This is a genomic window from Labedella populi, from assembly GCF_004078655.1.
Taxonomy (GTDB): domain Bacteria; phylum Actinomycetota; class Actinomycetes; order Actinomycetales; family Microbacteriaceae; genus Labedella; species Labedella populi.
The window spans coordinates 983,900-1,008,436 of sequence record NZ_RZNC01000001.1 but is presented as its reverse complement, the minus strand read 5'-3'; the positions used below and the strand labels follow the sequence as shown (position 1 = coordinate 1,008,436).

The 24,537-nt window shown below is 68.8% G+C and carries 21 protein-coding genes and 1 pseudogene; 11 read left to right on the top strand and 11 right to left on the bottom strand.

The window, feature by feature from the left end; translation table 11 throughout:
- Positions 1–43: 43 nt before the first annotated feature.
- Positions 44–1,357, top strand: a complete 1,314-nt coding sequence (locus tag ELQ92_RS04820; RefSeq protein ID WP_128497797.1) for a rhamnosyltransferase WsaF family glycosyltransferase — start codon at positions 44–46, stop codon at positions 1,355–1,357.
- 54 nt (positions 1,358–1,411) lie between these two features.
- On the opposite strand, the gene ELQ92_RS04815 is transcribed toward ELQ92_RS04820, so the two are convergent.
- The 3 genes from ELQ92_RS04815 to ELQ92_RS04805 all read right to left on the bottom strand — a co-directional run bounded on the left by ELQ92_RS04815 (position 1,412) and on the right by ELQ92_RS04805 (position 5,720).
- Entirely contained in the window at positions 1,412–4,090 is a 2,679-nt protein-coding gene (locus ELQ92_RS04815) for a hypothetical protein (protein WP_128497796.1), read from the bottom strand.
- A 71-nt stretch (positions 4,091–4,161) separates the two neighbouring features.
- Positions 4,162–4,905: an ABC transporter ATP-binding protein gene (locus ELQ92_RS04810; RefSeq protein ID WP_243694866.1), complete on the bottom strand. Its 744-nt coding sequence runs from the start codon at positions 4,903–4,905 to the stop codon at positions 4,162–4,164.
- The gene (locus tag ELQ92_RS04805) at positions 4,902–5,720 is read right to left on the bottom strand and encodes an ABC transporter permease (RefSeq protein WP_128497795.1); all 819 of its coding nucleotides are present in this window, start codon (positions 5,718–5,720) and stop codon (positions 4,902–4,904) included. Before ELQ92_RS04805 ends, ELQ92_RS04810 begins: the two co-directional genes overlap by 4 nt.
- Before the next feature lie 117 nt (positions 5,721–5,837).
- Between ELQ92_RS04805 and ELQ92_RS04800 the strand changes: the two genes are divergently transcribed.
- Genes ELQ92_RS04800 through ELQ92_RS04785 form a run of 4 tightly spaced genes read left to right on the top strand, consistent with a single transcriptional unit; the run spans position 5,838 to position 10,782 of the window.
- A complete protein-coding gene (locus ELQ92_RS04800) occupies positions 5,838–6,959 on the top strand; it encodes a glycosyltransferase family 4 protein (RefSeq protein WP_243694865.1) in 1,122 nt (373 codons plus the stop codon).
- A complete protein-coding gene (locus ELQ92_RS16230; RefSeq protein WP_243694864.1) occupies positions 6,956–7,816 on the top strand; it encodes a glycosyltransferase family 2 protein in 861 nt (286 codons plus the stop codon). The genes ELQ92_RS04800 and ELQ92_RS16230 overlap by 4 nt, the downstream gene beginning before the upstream one ends.
- Before the next feature lie 27 nt (positions 7,817–7,843).
- Complete coding sequence (locus ELQ92_RS04790) at positions 7,844–9,196, top strand: glycosyltransferase family 4 protein (RefSeq protein WP_128497793.1); 1,353 nt, start codon at positions 7,844–7,846, stop codon at positions 9,194–9,196.
- Complete coding sequence (locus ELQ92_RS04785; protein WP_128497792.1) at positions 9,193–10,782, top strand: glycosyltransferase family 2 protein; 1,590 nt, start codon at positions 9,193–9,195, stop codon at positions 10,780–10,782. Before ELQ92_RS04790 ends, ELQ92_RS04785 begins: the two co-directional genes overlap by 4 nt.
- Before the next feature lie 88 nt (positions 10,783–10,870).
- On the opposite strand, the gene rfbA is transcribed toward ELQ92_RS04785, so the two are convergent.
- From rfbA to rfbC, 3 genes are all read right to left on the bottom strand, one after another.
- Positions 10,871–11,734 (bottom strand): glucose-1-phosphate thymidylyltransferase RfbA, encoded by an 864-nt coding sequence (gene rfbA, locus ELQ92_RS04780; protein WP_128497791.1) that lies wholly within the window; start codon positions 11,732–11,734, stop codon positions 10,871–10,873.
- A gap of 122 nt (positions 11,735–11,856) precedes the next feature.
- The gene (locus ELQ92_RS04775) at positions 11,857–12,801 is read right to left on the bottom strand and encodes a class I SAM-dependent methyltransferase (RefSeq protein ID WP_128497790.1); all 945 of its coding nucleotides are present in this window, start codon (positions 12,799–12,801) and stop codon (positions 11,857–11,859) included.
- Positions 12,798–13,403, bottom strand: coding sequence for a dTDP-4-dehydrorhamnose 3,5-epimerase (gene rfbC, locus ELQ92_RS04770; RefSeq protein ID WP_128497789.1), 606 nt, complete (start codon positions 13,401–13,403; stop codon positions 12,798–12,800). The genes ELQ92_RS04775 and rfbC overlap by 4 nt, the downstream gene beginning before the upstream one ends.
- 181 nt (positions 13,404–13,584) lie before the next feature.
- Between rfbC and ELQ92_RS04765 the strand changes: the two genes are divergently transcribed.
- From ELQ92_RS04765 to rfbB, 4 genes are all read left to right on the top strand, one after another.
- Positions 13,585–14,313 carry a CAP domain-containing protein gene (locus ELQ92_RS04765; protein WP_166426707.1) on the top strand — a complete coding sequence of 243 codons (729 nt, stop codon included), beginning with the start codon at positions 13,585–13,587 and terminating at the stop codon, positions 14,311–14,313.
- A 71-nt stretch (positions 14,314–14,384) separates the two neighbouring features.
- Positions 14,385–15,251: a dTDP-4-dehydrorhamnose reductase gene (rfbD, locus tag ELQ92_RS04760; protein ID WP_128497787.1), complete on the top strand. Its 867-nt coding sequence runs from the start codon at positions 14,385–14,387 to the stop codon at positions 15,249–15,251.
- Positions 15,248–16,384 (top strand): glycosyltransferase family 4 protein, encoded by a 1,137-nt coding sequence (locus tag ELQ92_RS04755; protein WP_243694863.1) that lies wholly within the window; start codon positions 15,248–15,250, stop codon positions 16,382–16,384. The genes rfbD and ELQ92_RS04755 overlap by 4 nt, the downstream gene beginning before the upstream one ends.
- Positions 16,385–16,436: 52 nt before the next feature.
- Positions 16,437–17,435, top strand: a complete 999-nt coding sequence (gene rfbB / locus ELQ92_RS04750) for a dTDP-glucose 4,6-dehydratase (protein WP_128497786.1) — start codon at positions 16,437–16,439, stop codon at positions 17,433–17,435.
- A 103-nt stretch (positions 17,436–17,538) separates the two neighbouring features.
- Here the strand turns inward: rfbB and ELQ92_RS04745 are convergent, their stop codons facing one another.
- From ELQ92_RS04745 to ELQ92_RS04725, 5 genes and pseudogenes are all read right to left on the bottom strand, one after another.
- Positions 17,539–18,840: an LCP family protein gene (locus ELQ92_RS04745; RefSeq protein ID WP_128498041.1), complete on the bottom strand. Its 1,302-nt coding sequence runs from the start codon at positions 18,838–18,840 to the stop codon at positions 17,539–17,541.
- Positions 18,841–18,893: 53 nt separating this feature from the next.
- Positions 18,894–19,412, bottom strand: a complete 519-nt coding sequence (gene purE / locus ELQ92_RS04740; RefSeq protein WP_424979693.1) for a 5-(carboxyamino)imidazole ribonucleotide mutase — start codon at positions 19,410–19,412, stop codon at positions 18,894–18,896.
- Between the two features lie 145 nt (positions 19,413–19,557).
- Positions 19,558–20,757, bottom strand: a pseudogene (locus tag ELQ92_RS04735) (5-(carboxyamino)imidazole ribonucleotide synthase); the annotation flags it as partial.
- Between the two features lie 67 nt (positions 20,758–20,824).
- Positions 20,825–21,382 (bottom strand): PH domain-containing protein, encoded by a 558-nt coding sequence (locus ELQ92_RS04730; protein WP_166426706.1) that lies wholly within the window; start codon positions 21,380–21,382, stop codon positions 20,825–20,827.
- Between the two features lie 49 nt (positions 21,383–21,431).
- Positions 21,432–22,226, bottom strand: coding sequence for a biotin--[acetyl-CoA-carboxylase] ligase (locus tag ELQ92_RS04725; RefSeq protein WP_128497783.1), 795 nt, complete (start codon positions 22,224–22,226; stop codon positions 21,432–21,434).
- Positions 22,227–22,413: 187 nt separating this feature from the next.
- Between ELQ92_RS04725 and ELQ92_RS04720 the strand changes: the two genes are divergently transcribed.
- Together ELQ92_RS04720 and ELQ92_RS04715 are read left to right on the top strand one after the other, a co-directional pair.
- Positions 22,414–23,985 (top strand): acyl-CoA carboxylase subunit beta, encoded by a 1,572-nt coding sequence (locus tag ELQ92_RS04720; RefSeq protein WP_128498039.1) that lies wholly within the window; start codon positions 22,414–22,416, stop codon positions 23,983–23,985.
- A gap of 8 nt (positions 23,986–23,993) precedes the next feature.
- Entirely contained in the window at positions 23,994–24,275 is a 282-nt protein-coding gene (locus ELQ92_RS04715) for an acyl-CoA carboxylase epsilon subunit (RefSeq protein ID WP_243694861.1), read from the top strand.
- The last annotated feature ends 262 nt before the right edge of the window (positions 24,276–24,537 follow it).

Sequence of the window (24,537 nt, the reverse complement as noted above, 5' to 3'; positions counted from 1 at the left end):
AATAGACTGTGGCGGGTTCCTGCCCTCGGCCGAAAGTGTGTCCATGCCTCCACGCCCCCTGCAGCTCCTCTCGGACCTCGGCAAACTGAACATCGGGTACGTGCGCTCCTCCGAGTTCCGCGCAGCCGTCCTGCACGCCCACGGCCGCACCACGGCCGCTCAGGGTGACGCGATCGACCGGCGCGAGCAGGCCGTCGCTCCAGCGGCGGCGCGAGTGTTCTTCGGCCTCGTCGACTCGAGTCTCGCGCTCAGCACCCTCACACCGGCGTCCGACGTCCCGCGTCACGTCAACCTCGTGCTCCCCGAGTTCCGCGCCGATGCGGTCTTCGCGGGAGTCGCGACGGCGATCGACGTTCTCGCCGGGATCGCCGCCCGCGTGAACCTCCCGGTGCGGGTCATCGCCCTCGCCCGGAACCAGATCGCCTCGGACGCCGACGCGGGTCGCGTTCTGCTCCGCGAGACATTCGGACTCGACGACGTCGAGATCCTCCTGCGCCAGGACCTCCCCGGGTCGCGCTTCCACCCCGGCGACCGCTGGATCGCCACGCACTGGACGACCGCCCATGCGCTCGACGTCGCCGCCCACGCCGAGCTCGTCGATCGGTCGTCCGTCACCTACCTGATCCAGGACTACGAGCCCGGATTCACGCCGTGGTCGACGTCGTTCACGACCGCCCGGTCGACCTACCACGCGGGATTCGTGCCCCTCGTGAACTCCCGTCCACTGCTCGATCATCTCGAGAGGACGGAAGGACTCGACGTCCCGCCCGAGCACGTCTTCGCGCCGGCCTTCGACGGGGACAGACTCGCCGACGTCGCCGCTCGCCGCGGCCGGGGGGACCGCACGACCGTCCTCTTCTACGGGCGACCGAGCAAGCCCCGCAATCTCTTCGAGCTCGGCGTCGCCTCGCTCCGGCGAGCGATGCAGATCCTCGGTGACGAGGCCACGTCCGTCGACGTCGTCTCGGCCGGCGAGGCTCACCCCCCGGTCGATCTCGGCGGCGGTCGCACGCTCTCGCCCCTCGGCCGCATGGCGTGGGACGACTACTTCACCTTCCTCCCCACGGCGAACGTCGTGCTCTCCTTGCAGATGAGTCCGCACCCGAGCCACCCTCCGCTCGAATCCGCGGTCTCCGGGGCTCACGTCGTCACGAACGAGTTCTACGGCACGCGCCAGAACCTGCACGAGCGCCTCACGGCCGTCCCGGAATCGCCCGACGCGCTCGGCGCTGCCCTCGTCGCCGCGATCCGACGTGAACGCGCAGAGGGCCCCGGGTCCTTCTCGCCGATCACCCGCGACCGGATCGGCGGGCCGCTCGAGGACGCGCTCACGGCCATCGCCGACGTCGTCGCGTAAGGGAAGAGGAGGAGCGGACCGGTCACCAGGACGTGGCCTCGCTCCTCCTCGCCGTCACCGGACGGTGATCGTCCTGCAGCCGATCCTGTCGTTCTTCCCGGGTCCGGCGTTGATGCCGTAGACACACACTTCGTGTGTCCCCGAGCTGAGCGCGAGCGGCACCGAGTATCCACGCTGCGCGCCCCACGCCGGGTAGACACGGGCGACGTCGGGACGGGAGCCGGAAGCGGTCGAGGCCACGCGCATCTTCCCGTCGACGTACACGTGCACGTCGATGGGGTTCGCGGTGTCGTAGTCGAGAGCCCAGCCCGAGACGGTCGCGCCACCCGTCGAGGCGACGAGCGAGTCCACGCGGCCGAACGGGAGACCGCCCGACACGACGACCTTCTGGCAGCGGACGAGGACGTTCGTGCCCGAGCCGACGTTCAGCGCGTACACGCACACGTTGTGGCTGCCGGCCGACATCTGGATCCGGGCCGAATAGCCGTGCGCGTCGCCGTACGCGGGGTACGCACGCCCGATGTCCGCGCGGGTCCCGTTGGCCGTAAGCGTCGAGGTGTGCCTCCCGTCGACGTAGACGTGCACGTCGATCGCGTTGCGGGTGTCCGGGTCGAGCGCCCACCCGCGCACGTCGACTCCGCCGGGGGCCGCGGTGACGGCGTCCAGGCGTGCGGTCGGATCGGGACCGAACCGCGTGCACGACGCGGCGTTGGATCCCGCTCCGACGTTCACGGCCGTGACGCAGAAGTCGGCGGTCTTGGCTCCGAGCGGAACGGTCAGGGTGAACCCCTGGTCGGCGCCGTAGAGGGGGAAGGCCGCTCCGCGGTCCGGTCGGCTCGCGGAGGCCGTCGTGGAGGCGAGGACGGTCCCGTTCGGCGTGACCGCGCGGATCGTCACGGGGCTCGTCGAGTCCGGGTCCATCGCATAGCCCGTGTAGGTGTACCCGGTGGCCGTGCGCACGACCTTCTCGATCTCGAGCGTCGGCGACCCCGTCGGAGCAGTGACACTCCGGCAGCCCATCGTCGTCTGGCCGGTCCCGTCCCCCCTGTTGATGAAGCGGACGCACACCGTGTGGGAACCGGCCGGGAGGACGCCCGAGACCGTGTAGCCGTGGTACTCGCCGTACCCGGGGTAGACACGCGCCACGTCGGGCCGGGACGCCGCGGCGACCTTCGACGCGACGACCTTGCCGTCGACGAGCAGTTCGGTGTTGACGCCGCCCGTCGTGTTGCGGTCGATGGTCCACCCGCTCACCTGCACGGTGGCGGGGCCCGTGTACATCGTGTCGACGCGGCCGATGGGGTTGTCGCCGAAGACGTCGAGCGTTCGGCACCCGAGAGAGACGTTCTTCCCGACGCCGACGTTCACTGCTGTGAGACACACGTCCCCTCGACCGACCCCGACCGGCACGACCGTGTCGAAGCCTCGATTGGTGCCGTGCGTCGGATACGACGTCACGACTCCCTCGGAGGTCGACGACGCCCGGATCGTCCCGACGCTCTTGCCCTGGAACGTCACCGAGAGCGAGGCGGCATCGAGGGTGTCGGGATCGAGTGCCCATCCCGCGAGGCGGACCCCACCGGGCTCCACCTGGGCTGTGGTCAGCGAGCCGACGGGCGAGCCGGCAATGGGATCGACGGTGCGGCAGGCGATGAGGTTGTTCTTGCCGCCACCGACGTTGAGGCCGTAGACGCACACTTCCGTCTGACCCGCCGGGAGCCGGAGGAACAGGTCGAATCCGTGGTCGTCACCGTAGCCGGGGAACGCCCTACCGACGTCCGGTCGGGAGATGTCCGCCTCCGCCGCCTTGTACATCGATCCGTTCACGTACACGTGCAACCCGATCGACTCGGAGCTGTCGCGATCGAGAGCCCACCCGGTCACGCGGACGACGCCCGGATCCACCACGGTCGAGTTGATGCGACCCTCCGGCAGCGAGGACGTCGTCGTCCCGAACCAGTCGGTGAACTTCACGAAGAAGTTGCGGTTGCCATAGGACGAGCACGAGTTGCCGATGCCGTACGGGTTCGCGAGCGCCGCGGCGTTCGGGCGGTACGGCGTGTAGTTGTAGAGGCTCGCGGTCGCCTGGTTGCGGATGTACACCGTCGACGAGCCGCAGGAGGCGTTCGGGTGCCACTGGATCGAGTTGTTCTGACCGGCCTTGTACCGGAACGATGACGGCGACGTCGCGTAGACCTTGTACTGGTACGCCGCCATGTAGACCTGGTTGTAGAAGCCGTAGTAGCGCGTGTCGCACGGGGCCGTGTCCGGGCAGGCGTAGCCCATCGCGATCTTGTACCGCGACGCCGACGGGGCCGTCGCGGTCACGAGACCCTGCTCCTTCTCGAGCATGACGAGCAGCACCTGCGGATTGATGCCGCACGAGACCGCGACGTTCTTGATGATGTTCGCGACGTTCTCGCTGCTCCGGCCCGTATAGCCGTTGCAGCGGCCGGCGACCGGGTCACGGTCACTCGTCGCCATCCGGTAGTCCTTGAGGCAGTTCGAGGTGCACTTCGCACCCTTGGCCTGCAGGAACTCGTGGATCTGGGCGTTCGTCATCGACCCCGAGTCGGCGAACTTCTCATCGCTGATGATGTAACCGGGGTCGAAGCCGTCGGTTACGAGGGCTTTGGCGGGGGCCGCCCCCATGAGTCCCGCGAGCGGGACCAGGATCGTGAGCACGAGTGCCCAAACGGCGAGGGACGCAATGCGTCGCGATCTGGCTTCCACGGTTCTCCCTCAGCCGTGTGGCGAGCCGAGTGCGAGCCGGCCCTACGTCGCCGCGGCGCAGAACCCCGCGATCATCGGTCTCCCTTACCGATATCTGCAGTGTATGCGCTCATCACGCTTTGGGCATCGCCCACCTGACGCAGCGTGCCGTTGTCCAGCCATGCCGCGTGGTCGCACATGTCCCGGATGTTGCCCATCGAGTGGGTCACGAGGATGACTGTTTTGCCGGCGCGACGGAACTCCGCGAACTTCTCCTTGCACTTCGCCTGGAAGGCCGCATCGCCCACCGCGAGGATCTCGTCGACGACGAGGACATCGGGGTCGACATTGATGGCGACACTGAAGCCGAGCCGCACGTACATGCCGGAGGAGTAGTTCTTGACGGGCTGATCGATGAACTTGCGCACTCCGCTGAACTCGACGATCTCGTCGAACTTCCGGGCGACGTCCTTCCGGCTCATCCCGAGGATCGAACCGTTGAGGTAGACGTTCTCGCGACCCGACAATTCGGGGTGGAATCCCGACCCCACCTCGAGCAGCGAAGCGACCTTGCCCTTCGAGGTGATGGACCCCGAATTGGGGTAGAGGATCTTCGCGAGACACTTCAGGAGAGTCGACTTCCCGGACCCGTTGCGCCCGACGAGACCGAACGTCGACCCTTCGGGCACCTCGAACGAGACGTCACGCAGCGCCCAGAAGTCCTCGTGCACCGAGCGCCGGCCCCGCATGAGTGCGGTCTTCAGGGAATCGTTCTTCTCCTTGTAGAGACGGAACTTCTTGGATACGTCGTCGACGACGACAGCGGCTTCACTCACAGCAATTCGGCCAATCTCTTCTCGCTCCGCTTGAACACCAGGAATCCGAGGGTGAACATGACGACCGTCCAGGCGACGCAGACGAGCGAATCGCTCAGGTCGGGCCACCGGTTGTCGTAGAGGAGCTCGCGGAAGACGGAGACGAAGCGCTCCATCGGGTTGAGCTTGTACACGTCGAGGATCCACTGGCCGTGACGCTCGGCCTGGTCCTCCACGAGGTGGATGGGGTAGATGATCGGCGTCAGGTACATCCACATCTGCAGAGCGATCGTGGTGAAGTGCTGCAGATCCCGGAAGTAGACGTTGCCGATTGCAAGGAGCATCGCGAGCCCCAGGGCGAAGAGCGCGAGCATCACCATGAAGACGAGCGCGACGGGCACCCAGATGAGCGGCATGCCGCCGAAGACCGTCAGGGCGACGGTCAGCACTCCCATCTCGATGGCCCAGGTGTAACCGACGGAGCCCGCGACGGAGAACGGGAGGTGCATCCGGGGGAAGTACACCTTCTTGATGAGCCCGCCGTTACCGATGACCGACGACATGCCCCCGTTGACCACTCGCGTGAAGAACATCCACGGCAGGAGCCCGGTCATGAGCCAGAGCGGGTAGATGTCGAGTCCGCTCGGGTCACCCTCCGAGGGCCTCGCGCGGAAGATGAACGAGAACACGAGGGTGTACACGAGCATCGTCGCGAGCGGGTTGATGAGCGACCACAACTGCCCGAGGACGGTGCGACGGTACTTCCCCTTCACGTCGCGCATCGTGAGGTTGTAGAAGAGCTCGCGGCTGGCGAAAAGCTCTGAGAGGTAGGTCATCCGGTGCTTTCGGGAAGGTACGCGGAGGAGAATTCCTTCGCGGCTCGACTAGAATCTAAACATTTGTGCGGGCAATCCGCCGAATCAGACGAGGTGGGTCGCGGGAGGATGCAGAGCGTGCACGTATTGCTCGACGCTACCGCAATCCCCGATGAACTCGGCGGAGTCGGCAGGTACCTCGAAGGCATCGCACCGGAACTTCGCGGCGACGGGATGCGCATCACCGTCGTGACGCGACGGTCTCTCGCATCGGCCGTGTTCGCCTCCGGAGCGGGCTACGGACGCGTCATCGTTGGCGACCGTTTCCGCTCCGCTCCTCTCCGTCTGCTGTGGGAGCAGGTCCGACTCCCCCGCATCGCCCGGGCGATCGGAGCCGACGTCATCCACTCCCCCCACTACACCTTCCCGCTGTCGTCCCGAGCGCCTCACGTCGTGACGATCCACGACGCGACGTTCTTCACGCTCCCGCACGACCATTCCGTCGTGAAGCGCTGGTTCTTCCGGGCGTGGACGCTCCTCGCCGCTCGTCGCGCGGACGTCCTCGTCGCGCCGAGCGCCGCGACCTTCGATGAACTCGCGCCGTTCGCGCGTGTCGCGTCGGACCGCGCGGTCGTCGCCCACCACGGCGTCGACCTCGAGACATTCCGGCCCCCGGAGGACCGTGCCGTCGAGGCCTTCCGCCGCCGGCTCGAGCTGCCGACGTCGGGATGGATCGCCTTCCTCGGCACTCTCGAACCCCGCAAGAACGTCCCGGCGCTCATCGACGCCTACGTCGAGCGCTATGCCGGGACCACGGCCCCCCCTGCTCTCGTCCTCGCGGGAGCGCGCGGTTGGGACTCGACCATCGACGCGCACCTCGAGCGGGTGCCGTCGGACCTCAACGTCGTCCTCCCCGGTTACCTGCCGCGCGAGGAGTTGCACGTCCTCCTCGGCGGCGCCCTCGCCGTGGCCTACCCGAGCAGGGGCGAGGGCTTCGGCCTGCCCGTCCTCGAGGCCATGGCGTGCGGCGCGAGCGTCATCACGACGCGGGAGTCGTCGCTTCCCGAGGTCGGGGGCGACACCGTCGTCTACGCGGGCACGGACGTCTCCTCGCTCGGCAGCGCGATCGCCCGCGTCGTCGCGGACCGCGACGGTCGTGTCGAGCGGGGACACCGGGCGCGCGAGCGCGCCGCGACGTTCACGTGGGCGGTGAGCGCCGCGGCCCACCGCCGCGCCTACGAACGCGCGGCTCGATCGTGACGCGCGGCTCCGTGCTCGTCGTGACCGTCACGTACAACTCCGGCGATCACCTCACCGCATTCCTCGATTCCCTCGACGGCGCATCGACTCACGACCTCCGCGTCGTCATCAGCGACAACGGCTCGGTCGACGGAGCCCCGCAGCGCGAAGCGGCCCGGCGCGGTCCGGCCGTCGAGGTGCTCGAGAACGCCGACAACCTCGGGTACGGGCGGGCGGTCAACCGCGCGGCGGCGGGCGCGACGGAGGAGTGGATCCTCGTCGTCAACCCCGACGTCGTCCTGCACCCCGGCTCGATCGACGCACTCATCGACGCGGCGAGCGCTCGCGACGACATCGGTGTCGTCGGTCCTCGGATCCTCGACGCCGACGGCGCGACGTACCCGTCGGCCCGCCCCCTCCCCCGCTTGTTCCTGGGAATCGGCCACGGCGTCCTGTCCACGGTGGCCCCTGACAATCCGTGGTCGAGGCGATACCGCCCCACGGATCTCGCGGCCGTCGACTCCCCCTTCGACACCGGCTGGCTCTCGGGCGCGTGTCTCCTCGTCCGGCGCTCCGTCTTCGAGCGCGTCCGCGGGTTCGACGAGGTGTTCTTCATGTACTTCGAGGACGTCGACCTCGGCCGGCGCATCGGTGAGGCGGGGTTCCGCTCCCGGTACGTACCGGGAGCCGTCGTCACGCACGTCGGGGCCCACTCGACGTCGCACGCCTCGACCGCGATGGTGCGGGCGCACCATCGCAGCGCCTACACCTACGTGTCCCGCGTGTACCCGGGTCCGCTGTGGGCGCCGGTGCGCTGGGCGCTGCGGGCCGGGCTCGCGGTGCGATCACGCCTGGCGACGCGCTTCCCGCGGTCCTGACAGCACGACGCCCTAGAATCGGTCGTTGTGCTCGTCTATTTCGTGAACCACAGTACGGCTCCGATCAATCTCGGCGGCGCCGAGCGGTCCCTCATCCAGCTCGTCCAGGACTGGTACGACCGTGATCCGGAGTTCGAGGCGGTCTTCATCACGAAGCACCCCCGCGGCCAGTTCATCGCCGCGATCGAGGAGAAGGGCTGGGCCTACGAGGCGTTCCGGTACCGCGGCTGGACGATCCCGAAGCCCGAGGCCCCGCTCTCCGAGATCACCTACTTCGCCCGCGAGGACTACGCCTCGGTGGGCCGCATCATCGAGATGATGGAGCGCCGCCGCCCCGACCTCGTCGTCACGAACTCGATCGTCGCTCCGTGGGGCGCCTTCGCGGCGAAGGTCCTCGGCATCCCCCACGCCTGGTTCGTCCGGGAGTACGGCGACCTCGACCACGGCCTCGCATTCCAGATCGGCCGGGAGCGGACCTTCCACGACGTCGGTCTCCTCTCGGAAGCGGTGTTCGCGAACTCGCTCGCGGTGCGCGATCACATCGCCCAGTACATGGACAAGCCGATCCAAGTGGTCTACCCCAAGGTCGACGTCACCTCACTCGACGCGAAGGCGTCGGCCATCGCCGACCCCACCCCGTTCCCGGCGGACCCGGGGCTGCGGATCGCCGTCGTCGGTCGCCTCTCGGACACGAAGGGCCAGTGGCGTGTGATCGACGCCGTCGGGGAGCTCGAGAAGCGCGGCATCCGTGCGAGCGTGTGCCTCGTCGGTTCCTGGACCGACCCCGACTACGACGTCCAGCTCACCGCCCGCGCACGGGCGCTCGGCATCGACGACCGCGTCACGATCGTCGGGGAGCAGGAGAACCCCTTCCCCTTCGTCTCGGCCGCCGACGTCTGCGTCACCGCCTCCAGTATCGAGGCCTTCGGCCGCACGACTCTCGAGTACATGCTGCTGTCGAAGCCCGCGATCGCGTCCTCCGACGGCGGTGGCGCCGAACTCGTCGAGGACGGGGCGACGGGCAGCCTGTTCTCGCCCGAGGATCCGGAGACGCTCGTGGACGCGATCGCCCGCTATGCCGCCGATCCCGCGGCCGTCGCCGCACACGGCGCCGCCGCCCGCGAGCGCGCGTTGCGCATGACGGAGCACGAGTACAGCAACGCGGCAGCGATCGACACCCTCACGGGCCTCGTCGGCGGCCCCGCCTATCGACTGCCGGAGATCGCGCGCTACTGGTTCGCCCTGCCCGGCCACTACTCCGAGATGATGAGGACGGGAGGGATGACGACCGTGCGATTCATCGCCACACGCATCAGGGGCCGATTGCGGAACCTCGCGAAACGGCCCGTCGCGGCCGTCCGGCGGGTGGTCGGACGATGAGCACCGCCGTCACCCCTCCGGCCGTCACCGCATGGCCCGTCACGATCGTCGTCCCCGTCTACGGAGACCTCCCGACGCTGCTCGAGTGCGTCGACTCGGTCATCGAGCACGTCGACCTCGAGCGGAACTCGCTCCTCCTCGTGAACGACGTCGGGCCCGACGCCGACGAGATCGAGCGGGCGCTCCTCTCCCGTATCGACGGCGCCCCCGGCGTCAGGTACGAACGGAACCCGCGGAACCTCGGCTTCGTCGGCAACTGCAACCGAGCGGCGCTCGAGCTCGACACGACCGACAACGACATCCTGCTGCTCAACAGCGACGCGATGGCGACGCCGGGCTTCCTCGAGGAGATGTCGAGTGTGCTGCACGCGTCCGACACGCACGGCGTCGTGTGTGCGCGCAGCAACAACGCGACGATCGTGAGCATGCCCCACTATCTGCGCGTTCCCAAGACGCCGCGGACGATCGAGCGCACGGCTGCGGTGCACGCCGTGCTCGCACCGGAGCTCCCCCGCTACAGCATCTCCCCCGTCGCGCACGGATTCTGCTTCCTCGTCCGCCGGGAGCTCATCCGCTCCTACGGGCTCTTCGACGAGATCTTCGCACCCGGTTACGGCGAGGAGAACGACTTCTGCCTGCGCGTCAACGCCCACGGCTACCTGTCCCTCATCGCGAACCGCGCCCTGGCCTTCCACGCCGGGTCCAAGAGCTTCGAGGGCGAGAAGCGCATGGCCTTGCGATCGGCGCACGAGAAGATCGTCGTCTCTCGATACCCGTTCTACACCGACGCGGTCCAGCAGTACCTCTGGCGTGACATCGACCCCGTCGATCACTTCGCGGACGCGATGGTCCCCGGAGACGACGTACCGACCGTCTTCCTCGACATCGATCGTCTCGAGGGCAAGGTGCTGCCGGAGAGCGCCGTCCGGTTCCTCGAACTCGCGCGGGAACGGGCGGGGGCATCCGCACGTTTCACGGTCTCCGTGCCCGACGCCGTCGCCGCCGCGACGGCGACGCGGTTCCGCGGCCTGACCGTCGTGCCGCACTCGCAATTCCGTTCGCTTCACGACGTGGGCATCGCCATCGGGACGGACGCATCGTCCGCCGAGCAGTTGTTGCGGATGAACCGCAGCGCGCTGCGGTGGGTGTACGTCAACGACGATCCCTCCTACCTCCGTCGCTGGGACCGCCGGGACCCGCGAGGCGAGGACCGGACGGCCGTCCTCGACCTCATCGCCGCCGCCGATGTGATCGTCGGAACGTCGGAGCAGGCGAACGCCGATCTCACGCACTACCTGGATGCGACGCCCGTCGTGACGCATGCCGAGTGGACGGTGACGGGGCTCGACGCCCCCGAGCACGTCCTCGAGGGACTGCTCGGGGACTGGGCGCGACGCCCGGTGGACACGGCGCGACTGCGCGAGCGCTGGTTCCGGGTCGCCCGCCCGTCCGCGAAGGGCACGGGGACGACGCCGCTCGAACCGCGGCTCACGCGCATCGCCCGGCGGGCTCAGTCGATCGCGCCCGGTCCGACCGCGGCCGCCCGCCGAGCACTCGGCGCCGCCCGCCGCCGGCTCGGGCGCTGACGCCTCGACCCGGAGACGACGAGGGGGTGCGCAGCCGAGCCGCGCACCCCCTTCCGCTCTCGAACCGGGAGCCGGTGGACCGTCGCCGTCAGTCGGCGAGCAGGCTCTGCAGGTAGCGGCCGTACCCGCTCTTGACGAGCGGAGCCGCGAGCTTCGCGAGCTGCGCGTCGTCGATCCAGCCGGCACGCCAGGCGATCTCCTCGATGCAGCCGACCTTGAAGCCCTGTCGGTCCTCGATCACACGCACGTACTCCGACGCCTGCATCATCGACTCGAACGTCCCGGTGTCGAGCCAGGCCGTGCCGCGGTCGAGCACCTGGACGTGCAACCGGTCGGCCTCGAGGTACCGCTCGTTGACGGTCGAGATCTCGAGCTCCCCGCGCGCGCTCGGCTCGATGGTCTTCGCGATGCGCACGACGTCGTTGTCGTAGAAGTAGAGACCGGGCACCGCGTAGTTGCTCTTCGGCTCCGTCGGCTTCTCCTCGATCGACACCGCGCGGAAGTCGTCGTCGAACTCGACGACGCCATAGGAGGTGGGGTTCGAGACGTGGTACGCGAAGATCGTCGCACCGTCGACCTCGGTGTTCCCGCGCAGGGAGGAACCGAGACCGGTGCCGTGGAAGATGTTGTCGCCGAGCACGAGCGCGACGCTCTCGTCACCGATGAACTCCTCGCCGATGATGAACGCCTGGGCGAGACCGTCGGGCGACGGCTGCACGGCGTATTCGAGGCGGATTCCGAGCTCCGACCCGTCACCGAGCAGGGCGCGGAACTGCTCGTTGTACTCCGGGGTCGTGATGATGAGGATCTCGTCGATGCCCGCCATCATGAGGGTCGACAAGGGGTAGTAGATCATCGGCTTGTCGTAGATGGGCATCAATTGCTTGGAGATACCCTTGGTGATCGGCCACAGACGGGTGCCGGATCCTCCGGCGAGAACAATGCCACGCATAGTCGGCCATCCTACCCATTAGGCGCCGTTCTCGGCCGCGACCGCGCGGGTGGCGGCGCATGTGCTCCCTCCCGCACCTGTCGGCGACGATCACCGCGTGTCCCGGCTCGACGGTGGCGGGGTCAGCGACGACTCCGCCGTGGGACGAGCCCGCCCAGGGCTCTCACGGGTGCTGTGAGCCTCCAGCTCGTGCTCGAGAGCACGTCGTCGAGAGCGCGGCGAGCGGCACGAAGCTCGCGCCGGGACTGCGCGAGCCGTTCCTGCGCCTCTTCGCGGTGCCGGGTCTCGCTCGAGAGCTCCGACCCGATGTCGCGGGCGCGACGGTCGAGCTCCCGGACCCGGGCGGGGAGCGCCTCGAGCTTCGCGCGGTGCGTGATGTCGCCCGCGAGCGACTCGTACGCCGCGCGCGAGGCGTCCGGCGAATCGTTCAGGATCGCGAACATGTCGCGGACGCGCGGGTCGAGTTGGGAGCCGACGCCGAGTACGCCGAGGCCGTGCGAGTGCAGGAAGTGGAAGGACGGGTAACGCGACTCCACGTCGGCCCAGAACCGGTGGACGCCGAATCCCTCTTTGAACTCGTTGGTGTCGTGGAAGAGCATCACACCGCGCGGCGACATCTTCGGGAGCCAGGCTTCGAACTCACTCGTGACGTCCTCGAAGCGGTGCCGGCCGTCGATGTGGAGGAGATCGATCGACCCATCGGCGAATCCCGGCAGCGCCTTGTCGAAGTAACTGCGGGTGAGTGTGGAGAACGACGCGTATGCCTCGTTGATGCGCCGGACCGACTCGTAGACCTCGTCACCGTAGTACCCGGCGTGCTCGTCTCCCTCCCACGAGTCGACCGCGACGGTTCGCGTGTCGATGCCCAATCGGGCGACCGTCTCGCAGAACGCGAAGTACGAGAAGCCCATGTGAGCGCCGAGCTCGACGAGGGTGTCCGGACGAAGCACCTCGACGACGGCCGCCGCGAAGGGCGCGTGCCCCGTCCATGCCGACTGCACGAGGTGGCGAGGCTGCCAGTGGCTCGCCAGCGAGACCCGCGTGGAGACGGGGACGGCCGCGCTCATGACGTGCTGAGGGAGCCGTAGAAGGCGCGCGCGGCGTCCCACTCGGGCAGCAGCCCGGCGGCTCGGGCCTCGTCCAGAGATGGTGCAGCGGTGTCCTTCGGCGAGAGGAGCAGTTCCCCAGCATCGTCCGGGAACTCGAGCCCGATCGCCGGGTCGAGCGGGTTGATCCCGTGCTCGCGGTCGGGACGGTAGACGTCCGTCACGAGGTAGTTGACCGTCGCGTGATCCGTGAGTGCGACGAAGCAGTGGCCGAGACCCTCGGAGATGAAGATCGCGCGACGGTCCACGTCGTCGAGGAGCACGGAATCCCACTGCCCGAACGTCGGAGATCCCACGCGGATGTCGATGACGAAGTCGAGGACGGCTCCCCGGTGGGCCGTGACGTACTTCGCCTGGCTCGGCGGGATGTCGGCGAAGTGGATGCCGCGGACCGTGCCGCGCGTCGACACGGAGGTGTTCGTCTGCGCCAGATCGATCGTGCGGCCCGTCGCCTCGCGGAGGACGTCGGCCTTGTACGACTCGAGGAAGAGGCCGCGGTCGTCGCCGATGAGGCGAGGCGTGATCTCGTAGCTGTCGGGGATGCTGAGCTCGCGGATGTTCACGAGTGCAGCCTAGCGGTTCGACCGGGTCCCGCCCGGAGGTGTCGACTTGCTCGTTTCGAGCCGCCCGCATACCGTAGTCATGAGGTCTAGCCCCCCTCGTCGAAGCACCCGAACCCGTCGACCGTCGACTCGTCCCTCACCCGGGGACCCCCGCACGAAGGACACCGTCACCATGAATCGGATGCTCAGACTCACCGCCGCGCTCGCGATCGGCGTTCTCCTGGGAAGCGCGGGCGTCGCGAGCGCCCCCCTCACGAGTCCGGCGGTCGCCGCCGAGACCCCCGTCCAGTCCGTGATCCGGATCACGAACGAGCACCGCGCCGCGAACGGCCGGCGGGCCCTGGCACCGGAGCAGAGCCTCAACAACATGGCGCAGGCCTGGGCGAACCACATGTCCTCGGTGAACCGCATGGAGCACAGCACCAACGCCTGGCGGACGTCGAAGGCGTCGCCGGGCTACTCGCTCTGCTGCGGCGAGAACATCGCGTACGGGTACACGGGTGCCGGTGCCGTCGTGAAGGGCTGGATGGGATCGACGGGACACCGTGCCAATATCCTCGACACCCGCTACACGCACATCGGCGTCGGTTATGCCGCCAAGGGGAACTTCTGGGTGCAGGTCTTCGCGACCTACCCGAACACGGCCATCACGAGTTCCGTGCCTCGGCTCTCGGGCGACTCGCGCGTCGGCAAGATCATCACCACGAGCCCGGGCTCCTGGGGCCCGCGGGGCGTGACGCTCTCCTACTCGTGGTACGTGGACGGAGTCCGGATCCCGGGCGCTCGAGGGGAGCGGCACCTGATCCTGGCATCGCAGGCCGGTAAGCGCCTCACCTCCAAGGTCACGGGCACCTACGGTGGGAAGACGGTCACACGGACGAGCAAGCCGACGCCGGTCATCGCCCGCTAGCACCCCGCGTCCACCTCCGGGACCACGCGGCTCCCTCGCCTAGAATCGACACGTTCAGACGAAGGAGCACGATGCGGTATCTCATCACGGGCGCGAACGGCATGCTCGGTCGCGACCTCCAGGAGGCCCTCGCGGGACGCGAAGTCACGGCGCTCGGCCGTGCCGAACTCGACGTGACCGACCTCGAGGCGGTGCGCGAGGCCGTTGCGGGACACGACGCCGTCATCAATGCGGCGGCGTACACGAAGGTCGACGACGCCGAGGCGAACGAGGACGCCGCCTTCGCCGTCAACGCGACGGGTCCGGCGAACCTCGCGATCGCCGCCCACGAGAGCGGGGCGAGGCTCGTGACGATCTCCACCGACTACGTCTTCGACGGCTTCGCGACCTCCCCGTACCCCGAGGACAGGACGCGCGACCCGATCAACGCCTACGGGCGGACGAAGGCCGCCGGCGAGGAGGCCGCGCTCGCCGAACACCCCGACGGCACATTCGTCGTCCGCACCGCCTGGCTCTACGGCGAGCACGGCCCCAATTTCGCGGCGACCATGGTGCGGCTCTCCGCGAGCCACGACACGGTGTCGGTCGTGAACGACCAGCTCGGGCAGCCGACGTGGACGAAGGATCTGGCCGAACGCATCGTCGCCCTTCTCGACGCCCACGCGCCCGCCGGCATCTACCACGGTACGAACGCGGGCGTCACGAGCTGGCACGGCTTCACGCGCGCCATCTTCGAGGAGCTCGATCTCGACCCGGAGCGCGTGCTCGAGACGGACAGCCGCACGTTCGTGCGACCGGCACCGCGTCCCGCCTACTCGGTGCTCGGCCACGACGGCTGGGCCCGAGCGGGACTCCCGCCCCTCCGTGACTGGCGTGAAGCACTCCACGCCGCCGTCCAGCAGGGCGCCATCGCTCCCGCCGCTCCGGCGCAGTCGTGACGACCGTCCTCCGTGTCGTCGTCGACCAGATGGCGACCCCCGCTCCGACGGGCGTCGGACGGTATACGCACGAACTCACTCGCGCGCTCATCGCGACCGCTCCGCGGGGCTGCAGCGTCGAGGGCATCGTGTCGGCACTCCCGCAGGACAAGATCGACGTGCTCACCGATCGGCTGCCGGGGCTCGGGGACCTCCACCGCACGACCCTGCCGCGCCGAGAGCTCGCCACAGCCTGGCAGCTCGGCATCGCCCCGACGCTCGCCACCGGCATGATCCACGCCCCTGGCCTCCTCGCGCCCCTCGTGAAGCACGACACCGCGACCGACGGCACGCAGATCGTCGTCACGGTGCACGACACCCTCGCGTGGACCCACCCGAAGTCGCTCACACCCGCGACCGTCGCCTGGAACAAGGTGATGCTCAAGCGGGCTCGCAAGCACGCCGACGCCGTCGTCGTCCCCTCGCACGCGGTCGCGGCGCGCCTCGCCGACATCGTGGACCTCGGCGACCGGGTCCGGGTCATCGGCGGTGCCGCGAGCGAGGACCTCGTCGTCCCCGACGACGCCGACGAGCGCGCCGAGCGGCTGGGGCTGCCCTCCTCCTTCCTGCTGACGATTGGAAGCCTCGACCCCCGCCGCGGGCTCACGGATCTGATCACCGCCCTCGGCCTGCCCGGGGCGCCGGACCTGCCTCTCCTGATCCTCGGCCCCGACTCGTGGGGAGAGCTCACGGTCGCCTCCGTCGCCGACGAGGCCGGCCTCCCGGACGACCGTGTCCGTGCCCTCGGCGTCGTCGATGACGCCGACCTCGCCGTCCTCCTCGATCGCGCCACCGTGTTCGTCCATCCCGGGCGGCACGAGGGCTTCGGGCTCCCGATCGTCGAGGCGTTCCGGTTCGGGACGCCCGTCGTACACTCCGATGATGCCGCTCTCGTGGAGGTGTCGGCGAACGCGGGGGTCGCCGTCGAGCTCACCGGCAAGGGCTACCCGGAGCGCCTCGCGGCCGCACTCTCCGACACCCTCGCAGACGGCGAGCAGTTGCGCCGACTCGGCATCCTCGCCCAGGACCGCGAGCGCGCGTTCAGCTGGCGCGACTCGGCCGAACGTGTCTGGCAGCTGCACGCCGACCTCTGAGCCCACGGGAGGCGACAGGTCCTCCCCTCGACCCTCCCGTTAGGATGATCGAATGTCCACGCTTCTCGTGACCGGCGGCGCCGGCTTCATCGGATCCAATTTCGTCCACCACGTCATCGCGAACACCGATTCGCACGTGACCGTGCTCGATTCCCTCACGTACGCCGGCAATCTCGCGTCGCTCGAGGGCATCCCCGCCGACCGTCTGACGTTCGTCCAGGGCGACATCACCGACGCGCCCCTGCTCGACGAACTGTTCCCCACCGTCGACGCCGTCGTGCACTTCGCCGCGGAGAGCCACAACGACAACTCGCTCGACGACCCGCGTCCGTTCCTCGACACGAACATCGTCGGGACGTACACGATCCTCGAGGCCGCGCGTCGTCACGGCACCCGCCTGCACCACATCTCGACCGATGAGGTCTACGGCGATCTCGAACTCGACGACCCCGCGAAGTTCACCGAGAACACCCCGTACAACCCGTCGAGCCCCTACTCGTCGACGAAGGCCGGCAGCGACCTGCTCGTGCGCGCGTGGGTCCGCTCGTTCGGCGTGCAGGCCACCATCAGCAACTGCTCGAACAACTACGGTCCGTTCCAGCACGTCGAGAAGTTCATCCCGCGACAGATCACGAACGTGCTCCGCGGCGAGCGCCCCAAGCTCTACGGAGCGGGCGAGAACGTGCGCGACTGGATCCACGCGGACGACCACTCGTCCGCCGTGCTCACGATCCTCGAGAGGGGCGTCATCGGCGAGACGTATCTCATCGGTGCCGACGGCGAGAAGAACAACAAAGAGGTCGTCGAGCTCATCCTCACGACCCTCGGCCAGCCGGCGGACGCGTACGACCACGTCGTCGACCGTCCCGGTCACGACCTCCGCTACGCGATCGACTCGACGCGACTGCGCACGGAACTCGGCTGGGAGCCGCGCTACGTCGACTTCGAAGCCGGACTCGCCGCCACGATCGAGTGGTACCGCGACAACGAGGCCTGGTGGGCGCCCGTGAAGGACGCGACCGAAGCCCGCTACGCCGCCCAGGGCCAGTAGCCCCCGTTCCACACCGCACGACCACGGATCGCGGTTGTCCTCGAGTGATCGGGGGCGACCGCGATCCTTTCGTCAGAGGCGACCGGCGTCGTCCGGCGTGCGGTCAGCCCTCGCCGGACGTCGAGTCGTCGGGCGGCGAGAGCGTCGTCCCGATGAGTTCGTGGATGGCGGCGAAGTCCGGATCGTCCGGATCGACGGTGGGCGGCGTGAGCTCGATCGACTGGATCGGCTGCTCACGCGTCTTCGTCGCGAGGTCCACGAAGTAGGACAGCATCCCCTGCGGGATGTCGGTCTTCACGATCTTCGACCCCGCTTGAGCGATCGCCTCGAACTTCGTGAGGACGTTGCCCGGGGTGAACTGCGTGAGGATGGCCTCGATGAGCGTGTTCTGGCGCTCCATCCGGTCCCAGTCACTCGTGGAGTGCCGCGAGCGCGCGTACCACTGGGCGTGGTAGCCGTCCAGCACCTGGGTGCCCGGTTCGATCCACCCGTCCACGTTGTTCAGCTGTTCGTCGCCGCCGATGGGGAGCCGGTCGTTCACCGTGACCTCCACACCGCCGAGCGCGTCGACGAGGTCGGCGAAGCCCTGCATATCGATGAGGACGTAGTACTGGATCGTGAGGCCCGTGACACCCTCAGCCGCTTCCTTCATCGCCTCGATACCCGCGGAACTCCCCGACGCCGCGGCGTCGGGGTAGAGATCGCCGTGACGGAGCTCGGCCTCGGTGTAGACGGCGTTGAGCTTGCAGGCGCTGACGTCGCAGTTCTGGAAGCCATCGGGGTAGAGGCCGGCGAGCGGCGAGTCGGCGGAGAAGGGCGTGTCACGCATGTCGCGCGGGAGCCCGATCGTCGTCGCGGCCCCGGATTCGGCGTCGATGCTCATGACGCGGATGGTGTCCGGACGGAGTCCGTCGCGGTCGGGTCCGGCGTCACCGCCGAGAAGCAGGATGTTGTACCGGCCGTCGACCGGGGCCTCCATCGCCCCGCCCCCGAAGATCGACGAGAGGGTCCCCCGCGTCACTCCCGCGTAGTAGGCCCCAACGGTGGCTCCACCCGCCGAGACGGCCAGCAGGACGACCGTGGCGGCCGCGATCCAGACGCGAGCGCCCGGCGCGGCTTTGACGAGCCGGGCGAGGCGCAACGTGTCCAGGGTCAGCACGAGCCACAGCACGGCGTAGGCGACCATGAGCCCTTGCACGAGCCACAGCACGGGTTCGAACGTGACGATCGTGATGAGAGCGGAGCGCAAGAAGAGGAAGAACGCGACGCCCACGGCGAGCAGCGCCCACAGCGTGAGCGTGGCGCCGAGGCCGAGGCGACCGAGCCGTCGACTTCCCGCGAGCACCTGGGCGGAGCCCGGGATGAGGAAGTTGACGAGGACGAGCCACCACGCGCGATGCGTCATGACCCGAGCGGAACGCGAGTCCGGGTACCGGAGGGGACTCGCGGCGATGCCGCTCACAGACTCCCTTTGAGGCGCTCGTTCTTCTCGGCCACCTGGCCCTCGAGGGCCAGCGCGTAGGCGTCGAGCTTCTCGCGCACCGCGTCGTCCGAGGTCGAGAGGATGCGAGCCGCCAACAGCCCGGCGTTCTTCGCCCCGCCGATCGAGACGGTCGCGACGGGGATCCCGGCGGGCATCTGCACGATCGACAGCAGCGAGTCGAGACCGTCGAGCCGCGCGAGGGGGACGGGGACGCCGATGACGGGGAGCGATGTGACCGAAGCGAGCATCCCGGGGAGGTGGGCCGCGCCACCGGCACCCGCGATGATCACGCGGAGTCCCCGGTCGGCCGCCCCCCGGCCGTAGGAGATCATGCGCGCGGGAGTGCGGTGCGCGCTCACGACCTCGACCTCGTGGTCGATGCCGAACTCGCTGAGCGCCGCGGACGCGTCACTCATGACGGACCAGTCCGAGTCGCTTCCCATGACGACGCCGACGATCGGGCGCACGGAATCGTGGTGTGGCATAACGCACATGTTAGGTCGAGTCGCCTGGACGAACGTCCAGGCGCGCCCGTCGTCCCGTCCTCAGAGGCCATCGACTTTCCGACGTGCGGGCTCTCGTCCCCGCGATCCAGGAATCGGCGACGAGAGGCCGCACGTCGGGGATGGGAGGTTCGACTCAGAGGGTCGTGAAGAAGGCCGCCGCCGCTCGTGCCTCGTACACGGCCTGATCGAGGTCGTCCCCGGCGACGTTGACGTGGCCGAGCTTCCGACCGGGGCGGGGAGCCTTTCCGTAGGCGTGCATCTTCGCCGTCGGGTGCTGCGCGAGCATCGCGGGGTAGTGATCGACGAGCGCCGAACCGTCGGTGGGACCGCCGAGCACGTTGACCATCACGCTCCAGGGCGCCGTCGTCCCCGCGGCGCCGAGCGGAAGGTCGAGCACGGCGCGCACGTGCTGCTCGAACTGGCTCGTGGTCGAGCCGTTCTGAGTCCAGTGGCCCGAGTTGTGCGGCCGCATCGCGAGCTCGTTCACGAGCAGCCTGTCATCGTCGGTCTCGAAGAGCTCGACCGCGAGCACACCCGTCACCCCGAGACCCTCGGCGACGTCGTACGCGATCTGCGCGGCGACCTCGGCGACGCGACCGGCCGAGGCGGGAGCGGGAGCCAGGACCTCGGCGCACACGCCGTCGCGCTGGACCGTCTCGACGACCGGCCACGCCTCGATCTCGCCGGACGGACGGCGCGCCACGAGCTGTGCGAGCTCCCTCCGGAAGCTCACGAGCTCCTCGACGAGCAGTTCTCCCCCGTTGCCGTCCTCGTCGAGAGTCGCGAACCAATCGGCGACATCCGCGGCCGCCCGGACGACCCGGACCCCCTTGCCGTCGTACCCACCCCGCGGGGTCTTCACCACGGCCGCGCCACCGTGCTCGGCGAGGAAGCGCTCGAGGTCCTCGGCGGACGACGCGGTGGTCCATTCCGGGACCGGGAGACCGAGTTCCTGGAGGCGACGGCGCATCAGGATCTTGTCCTGCGCGTAGAGGAGCGCGTCGGGACCCGGGCGCACCTCGACGCCTGCGTCCTCGAGCGCGCGCAGCACGTGCTGCGGGACGTGCTCGTGATCGAAGGTCACGACGTCGACATCCGCGGCGAACGCGAGGACCACGGCCTCGTCGCGGTAGTCGCCGACCGCGGTCGCGGCGATCGACGCCGGTGCATCGTCGGACTCGGCGAGGACACGGATGTCGATCCCGAGTTCGAGGGCTTCCGGAACCATCATGCGGGCGAGCTGCCCTCCACCGATCACTCCGACTCGAGGCATGTCGTCACTCCGTTCTCCTCGAGAGGCCGCGCGTCCGCGCCACCCGGGCGCGGCACGACCTCTCCGTGCGTCCCCCCATCCTCCCCCATGACGACACGCGCGGGGAGCGGACGACGCCGGGAGCGGATCAGAAGCGAGTAGCCCCCTCCGCGCCCTGCGGCCCCGTCCCGTAGCCCGTGCCACCACTGGCTTGCGCTCGCTCGACGAGCTCGTGCAGCGTCGACTGGACGAGGACGGCCCCCGGCGCGTCTGACAAGACGAGGGGATGGTCGCTCCCGGCGTCGACGACGATCGTGCCCGAACCGAGCATCGACTGGAGGGGACCGCGCTTCAGGGTGATCGCGTAGCCGCGCGAGTGCAGGACCTCCCGCCGCGTGCGGGTGAAGAGACCGTGCCGAACGATGATCCGTTTGGTGGTCACGGTGTAGCTGCGGGTGAGCCAGAACAGGAAGGGTACGAGCACACCGAAGAGGAAGAGGAGACCCGCCGCGACGAGTCCGGCGGCGAGCTGCCAGGTCTCCTCGGCGATGCCGAGGAGATAGACGGCGCCCCCGGCGAGCGCGATGAAGAGGAGAGCCGGAAGAAAGAGGACGCGGGCGTTGCGGTGCATGCGCGCGACGACCTGCTCTGTCGCTCCGGCGGCGCGCACGGCGGCACCGGCCTGAGCAGGGGGCTCGAAGGTCATGGAACCCATTGTGCAGTATGCGCCGGGGCGACCCGTGGAGGCCGCGTCGTCAGTCGGCGTCCGGACGCACGTGCGTCACGTCGCCGGCGGCGACCGGGAGGAGACCGGATCCGTCCGCCGGTTGCACGACGAGGCGCCCGTCCGTGTCGATGCCGAGAGCCGTCCCGTGCACGACGATGTCGCCGGGGAGCTCGAGCCGGATCCGCGAGCCGATCGTCGCGCATCGCTCACTGACGGCGGCGCGGACACCGCTCGTCGTGGCGTCACCTCCCGCCGCGACGAAGGACCGATAGAGGGGAAGCAGTTCCTCGAGGTAGGCGGACAGCACCGGATCGGGACCCGTCAGGGTCGCACCCTCGATCGCGAGGGACGTCGCCGTCGGCACGGGGAGGTCCTCAGCGGTCGCCGCCGTGTTGACACCGGCTCCGACGACGACGGCACCGTCGGTCGTGAGCTCGGAGAGGACGCCACTGAGCTTGCGTCCCCCGACGAGCACGTCGTTCGGCCACTTCACGCTCACACGATCGGCCGAGACGAACCTGTCGGCGGCGCGCGCGACCGCGAGTCCCGCGATGAGCGGAAGCCAGCCCAATCGGGGGATCGGGAGCCGCGGACGGAGCAGGATCGAGACGGCGAGCGCCGATCCGGCCGGAGCGACCCAGCTGCGCCCGAGTCGCCCACGGCCCGCCGTCTGGTCGTCGGTCGCCACGACCGAGAGGTCCGGCCACCCCTGTGCAGCGGCTCGAGCGACGAGCTCCCCGTTCGTCGAACCGATCGACGAGAGCCACTCGAGCCGAGGGACGAGGACGGAACTGAGGGGGAGGTCGGGCGCGTCGACGGGCATGTCGACAGGCTAACCCGCGCCGACGTGGAGAACGCGCCGGCGCCGACGACGCCGCGCCGTGGACGCGCCGTTGTGGACATCCCTCCAAGATCCCGACGGTCTCTTGTCGAAAGTCGTGCACGGTGCCGTCACCCGGGCCCGGGATAGAGTGACATCCGTGACCGAAGAGCGTACGACCGAACCCGACATGTTCACGACGGCCGGCAAAGTCGCCGACCTGAAGAACCGTTACCAGCAGGCCGTCACCGACGCCGATGCCGCGGCTCAGAAGAAGCAGCACGCCAAGGGCAAGATGACCGCTCGCGAGAGGATCGCGGAACTCCTCGACCACGGCAGCTTCGTCGAGATCGACGAGTTCGTGCGCCACCGGACCCACGCCTTCGGCATGGACAAATCGCGTCCGTACGGCGACTCCGTCGTCACCGGAACGGGGACCATCAACGGCCGCCAGGTCGCCGTCTACTCACAGGACTTCACGACCTTCGGCGGATCACTCGGCGAGGTCGCCGGGGAGAAGATCATCAAGGTCATGGACCTCGCGCTCCGCACGGGTGTGCCGATCATCGGCATCCTCGACTCCGGAGGAGCGCGCATCCAGGAGGGCGTCGTCGCGCTCGGCAAGTACGGCGAGATCTTCCGCCGGAACACCGCGGCGTCCGGCGTCATCCCGCAGATCTCGATCATCATGGGGCCGGCGGCCGGCGGCGCCGTCTACTCGCCGGCCCTCACCGACTTCGTGATCATGGTCGACAAGACGAGCCAGATGTTCGTGACGGGACCCGACGTCATCAAGACCGTCACGGGCGAGGACGTCGGTATGGAGGAGCTCGGAGGGGCACTCACGCACAACACCCGCTCGGGAGTCGCGCATTACCTCGCACAGGACGAGCACGACGCCCTCGAGTACGCGAGGACCCTCCTCGGTTTCCTCCCCGACAACAACCTCGCGGAACTGCCGGAATACGCCGCCGACGTCGAGCTCGAGACGACGGACGCGGACCGGAAGCTCAACACCCTCATCCCCGACTCCCCGAACCAGCCGTACGACGTGCACGTCGTCATCGAGCACGTCGTCGACGGCGGGGACTTCCTCGAGGTTCAGCCCCTCTTCGCCCCCAACATCGTGATCGGGTTCGCCCGTGTGGAGGGCCGCACGGTCGGCATCATCGCGAACCAGCCGAATCAGATGGCCGGGACCCTCAACATCGAGGCCGGCGAGAAGGCCTCCCGCTTCGTGCGATTCTGCGACGCCTTCTCCATCCCGATCCTCACACTCGTCGACGTCCCGGGCTACCTGCCCGGCACCGATCAGGAGTGGACGGGTGTCATCCGCCGTGGCGCCAAGCTGCTCTACGCCTACGCCGAGGCCACCGTGCCCCTCGTCACGGTCATCCTCAGGAAGGCCTACGGCGGCGCCTACATCGTGATGGGCTCGAAGCAACTCGGCGCCGACATCAACTTCGCCTGGCCCACCGCGGAGATCGCCGTCATGGGCGGGCAGGGCGCGGTCAACATCCTGTACCGTGGGGAGATCCGACGCGCGGAGGAGGCTGGCGAAGACGTCGCCGCCGTCCGCACACGACTCGCGAACGAGTACACCTACAACGTTGCAAGCCCGTTCCTCGCCGCAGAGCGCGGCGAACTCGACGGCGTCATCGAGCCCGCCACGACGCGTGTCGCGGTCATCAAGGCGCTGCGCACGCTCAAGGGCAAGCGAGCGAGCATGCCGCCGAAGAAGCACGGCAACATCCCCCTCTGATGGGCACGATGATGACAGGACGGCACGCGGCACCCCGGCCCGACCAGCTCGACCAGACCGACGTGACCGAGCCGGCGACACCATCCCCCGCCGTTCGTGTGGTCTCGGGAGGCGCGACGCCCGAGGAGGTCGCAGCCGTGGCCGTGGTGATCGCCCGCCAGCTCGAGGAAGAGGCCGCGCGAGCGACGACCGACGACGGTCCCGTCCGGAGTCGGTGGGCGCTGTCCCAGCGGAACCTCCGGACGCCGTTGCATCCGGCGCCGGGAGCGTGGCGCTTCCCCTGGGCGTGAACGCAGCGGAGGCTTCTCCTCCCGTTGTCCCCCAAAATGCCGACTAGCGGACGGGGGCGCGAACGAACAGAATACTTATTGCTAGGTGTCTCTCTCAAGAGTTGCACCGCCAATCATCCGCCTCACTAGGGTAGGGGCGGATGTGTTGGGGGCGGGTCAGAGCAATATTCGGGTTGTTGCTCTGACCCGGGGCTTCGGAAGGGCCGGTTCGGGAAGAACCGGCCCTTCCTTTTTTAGTCGGTCGATTCGCTCCGTACGCGCG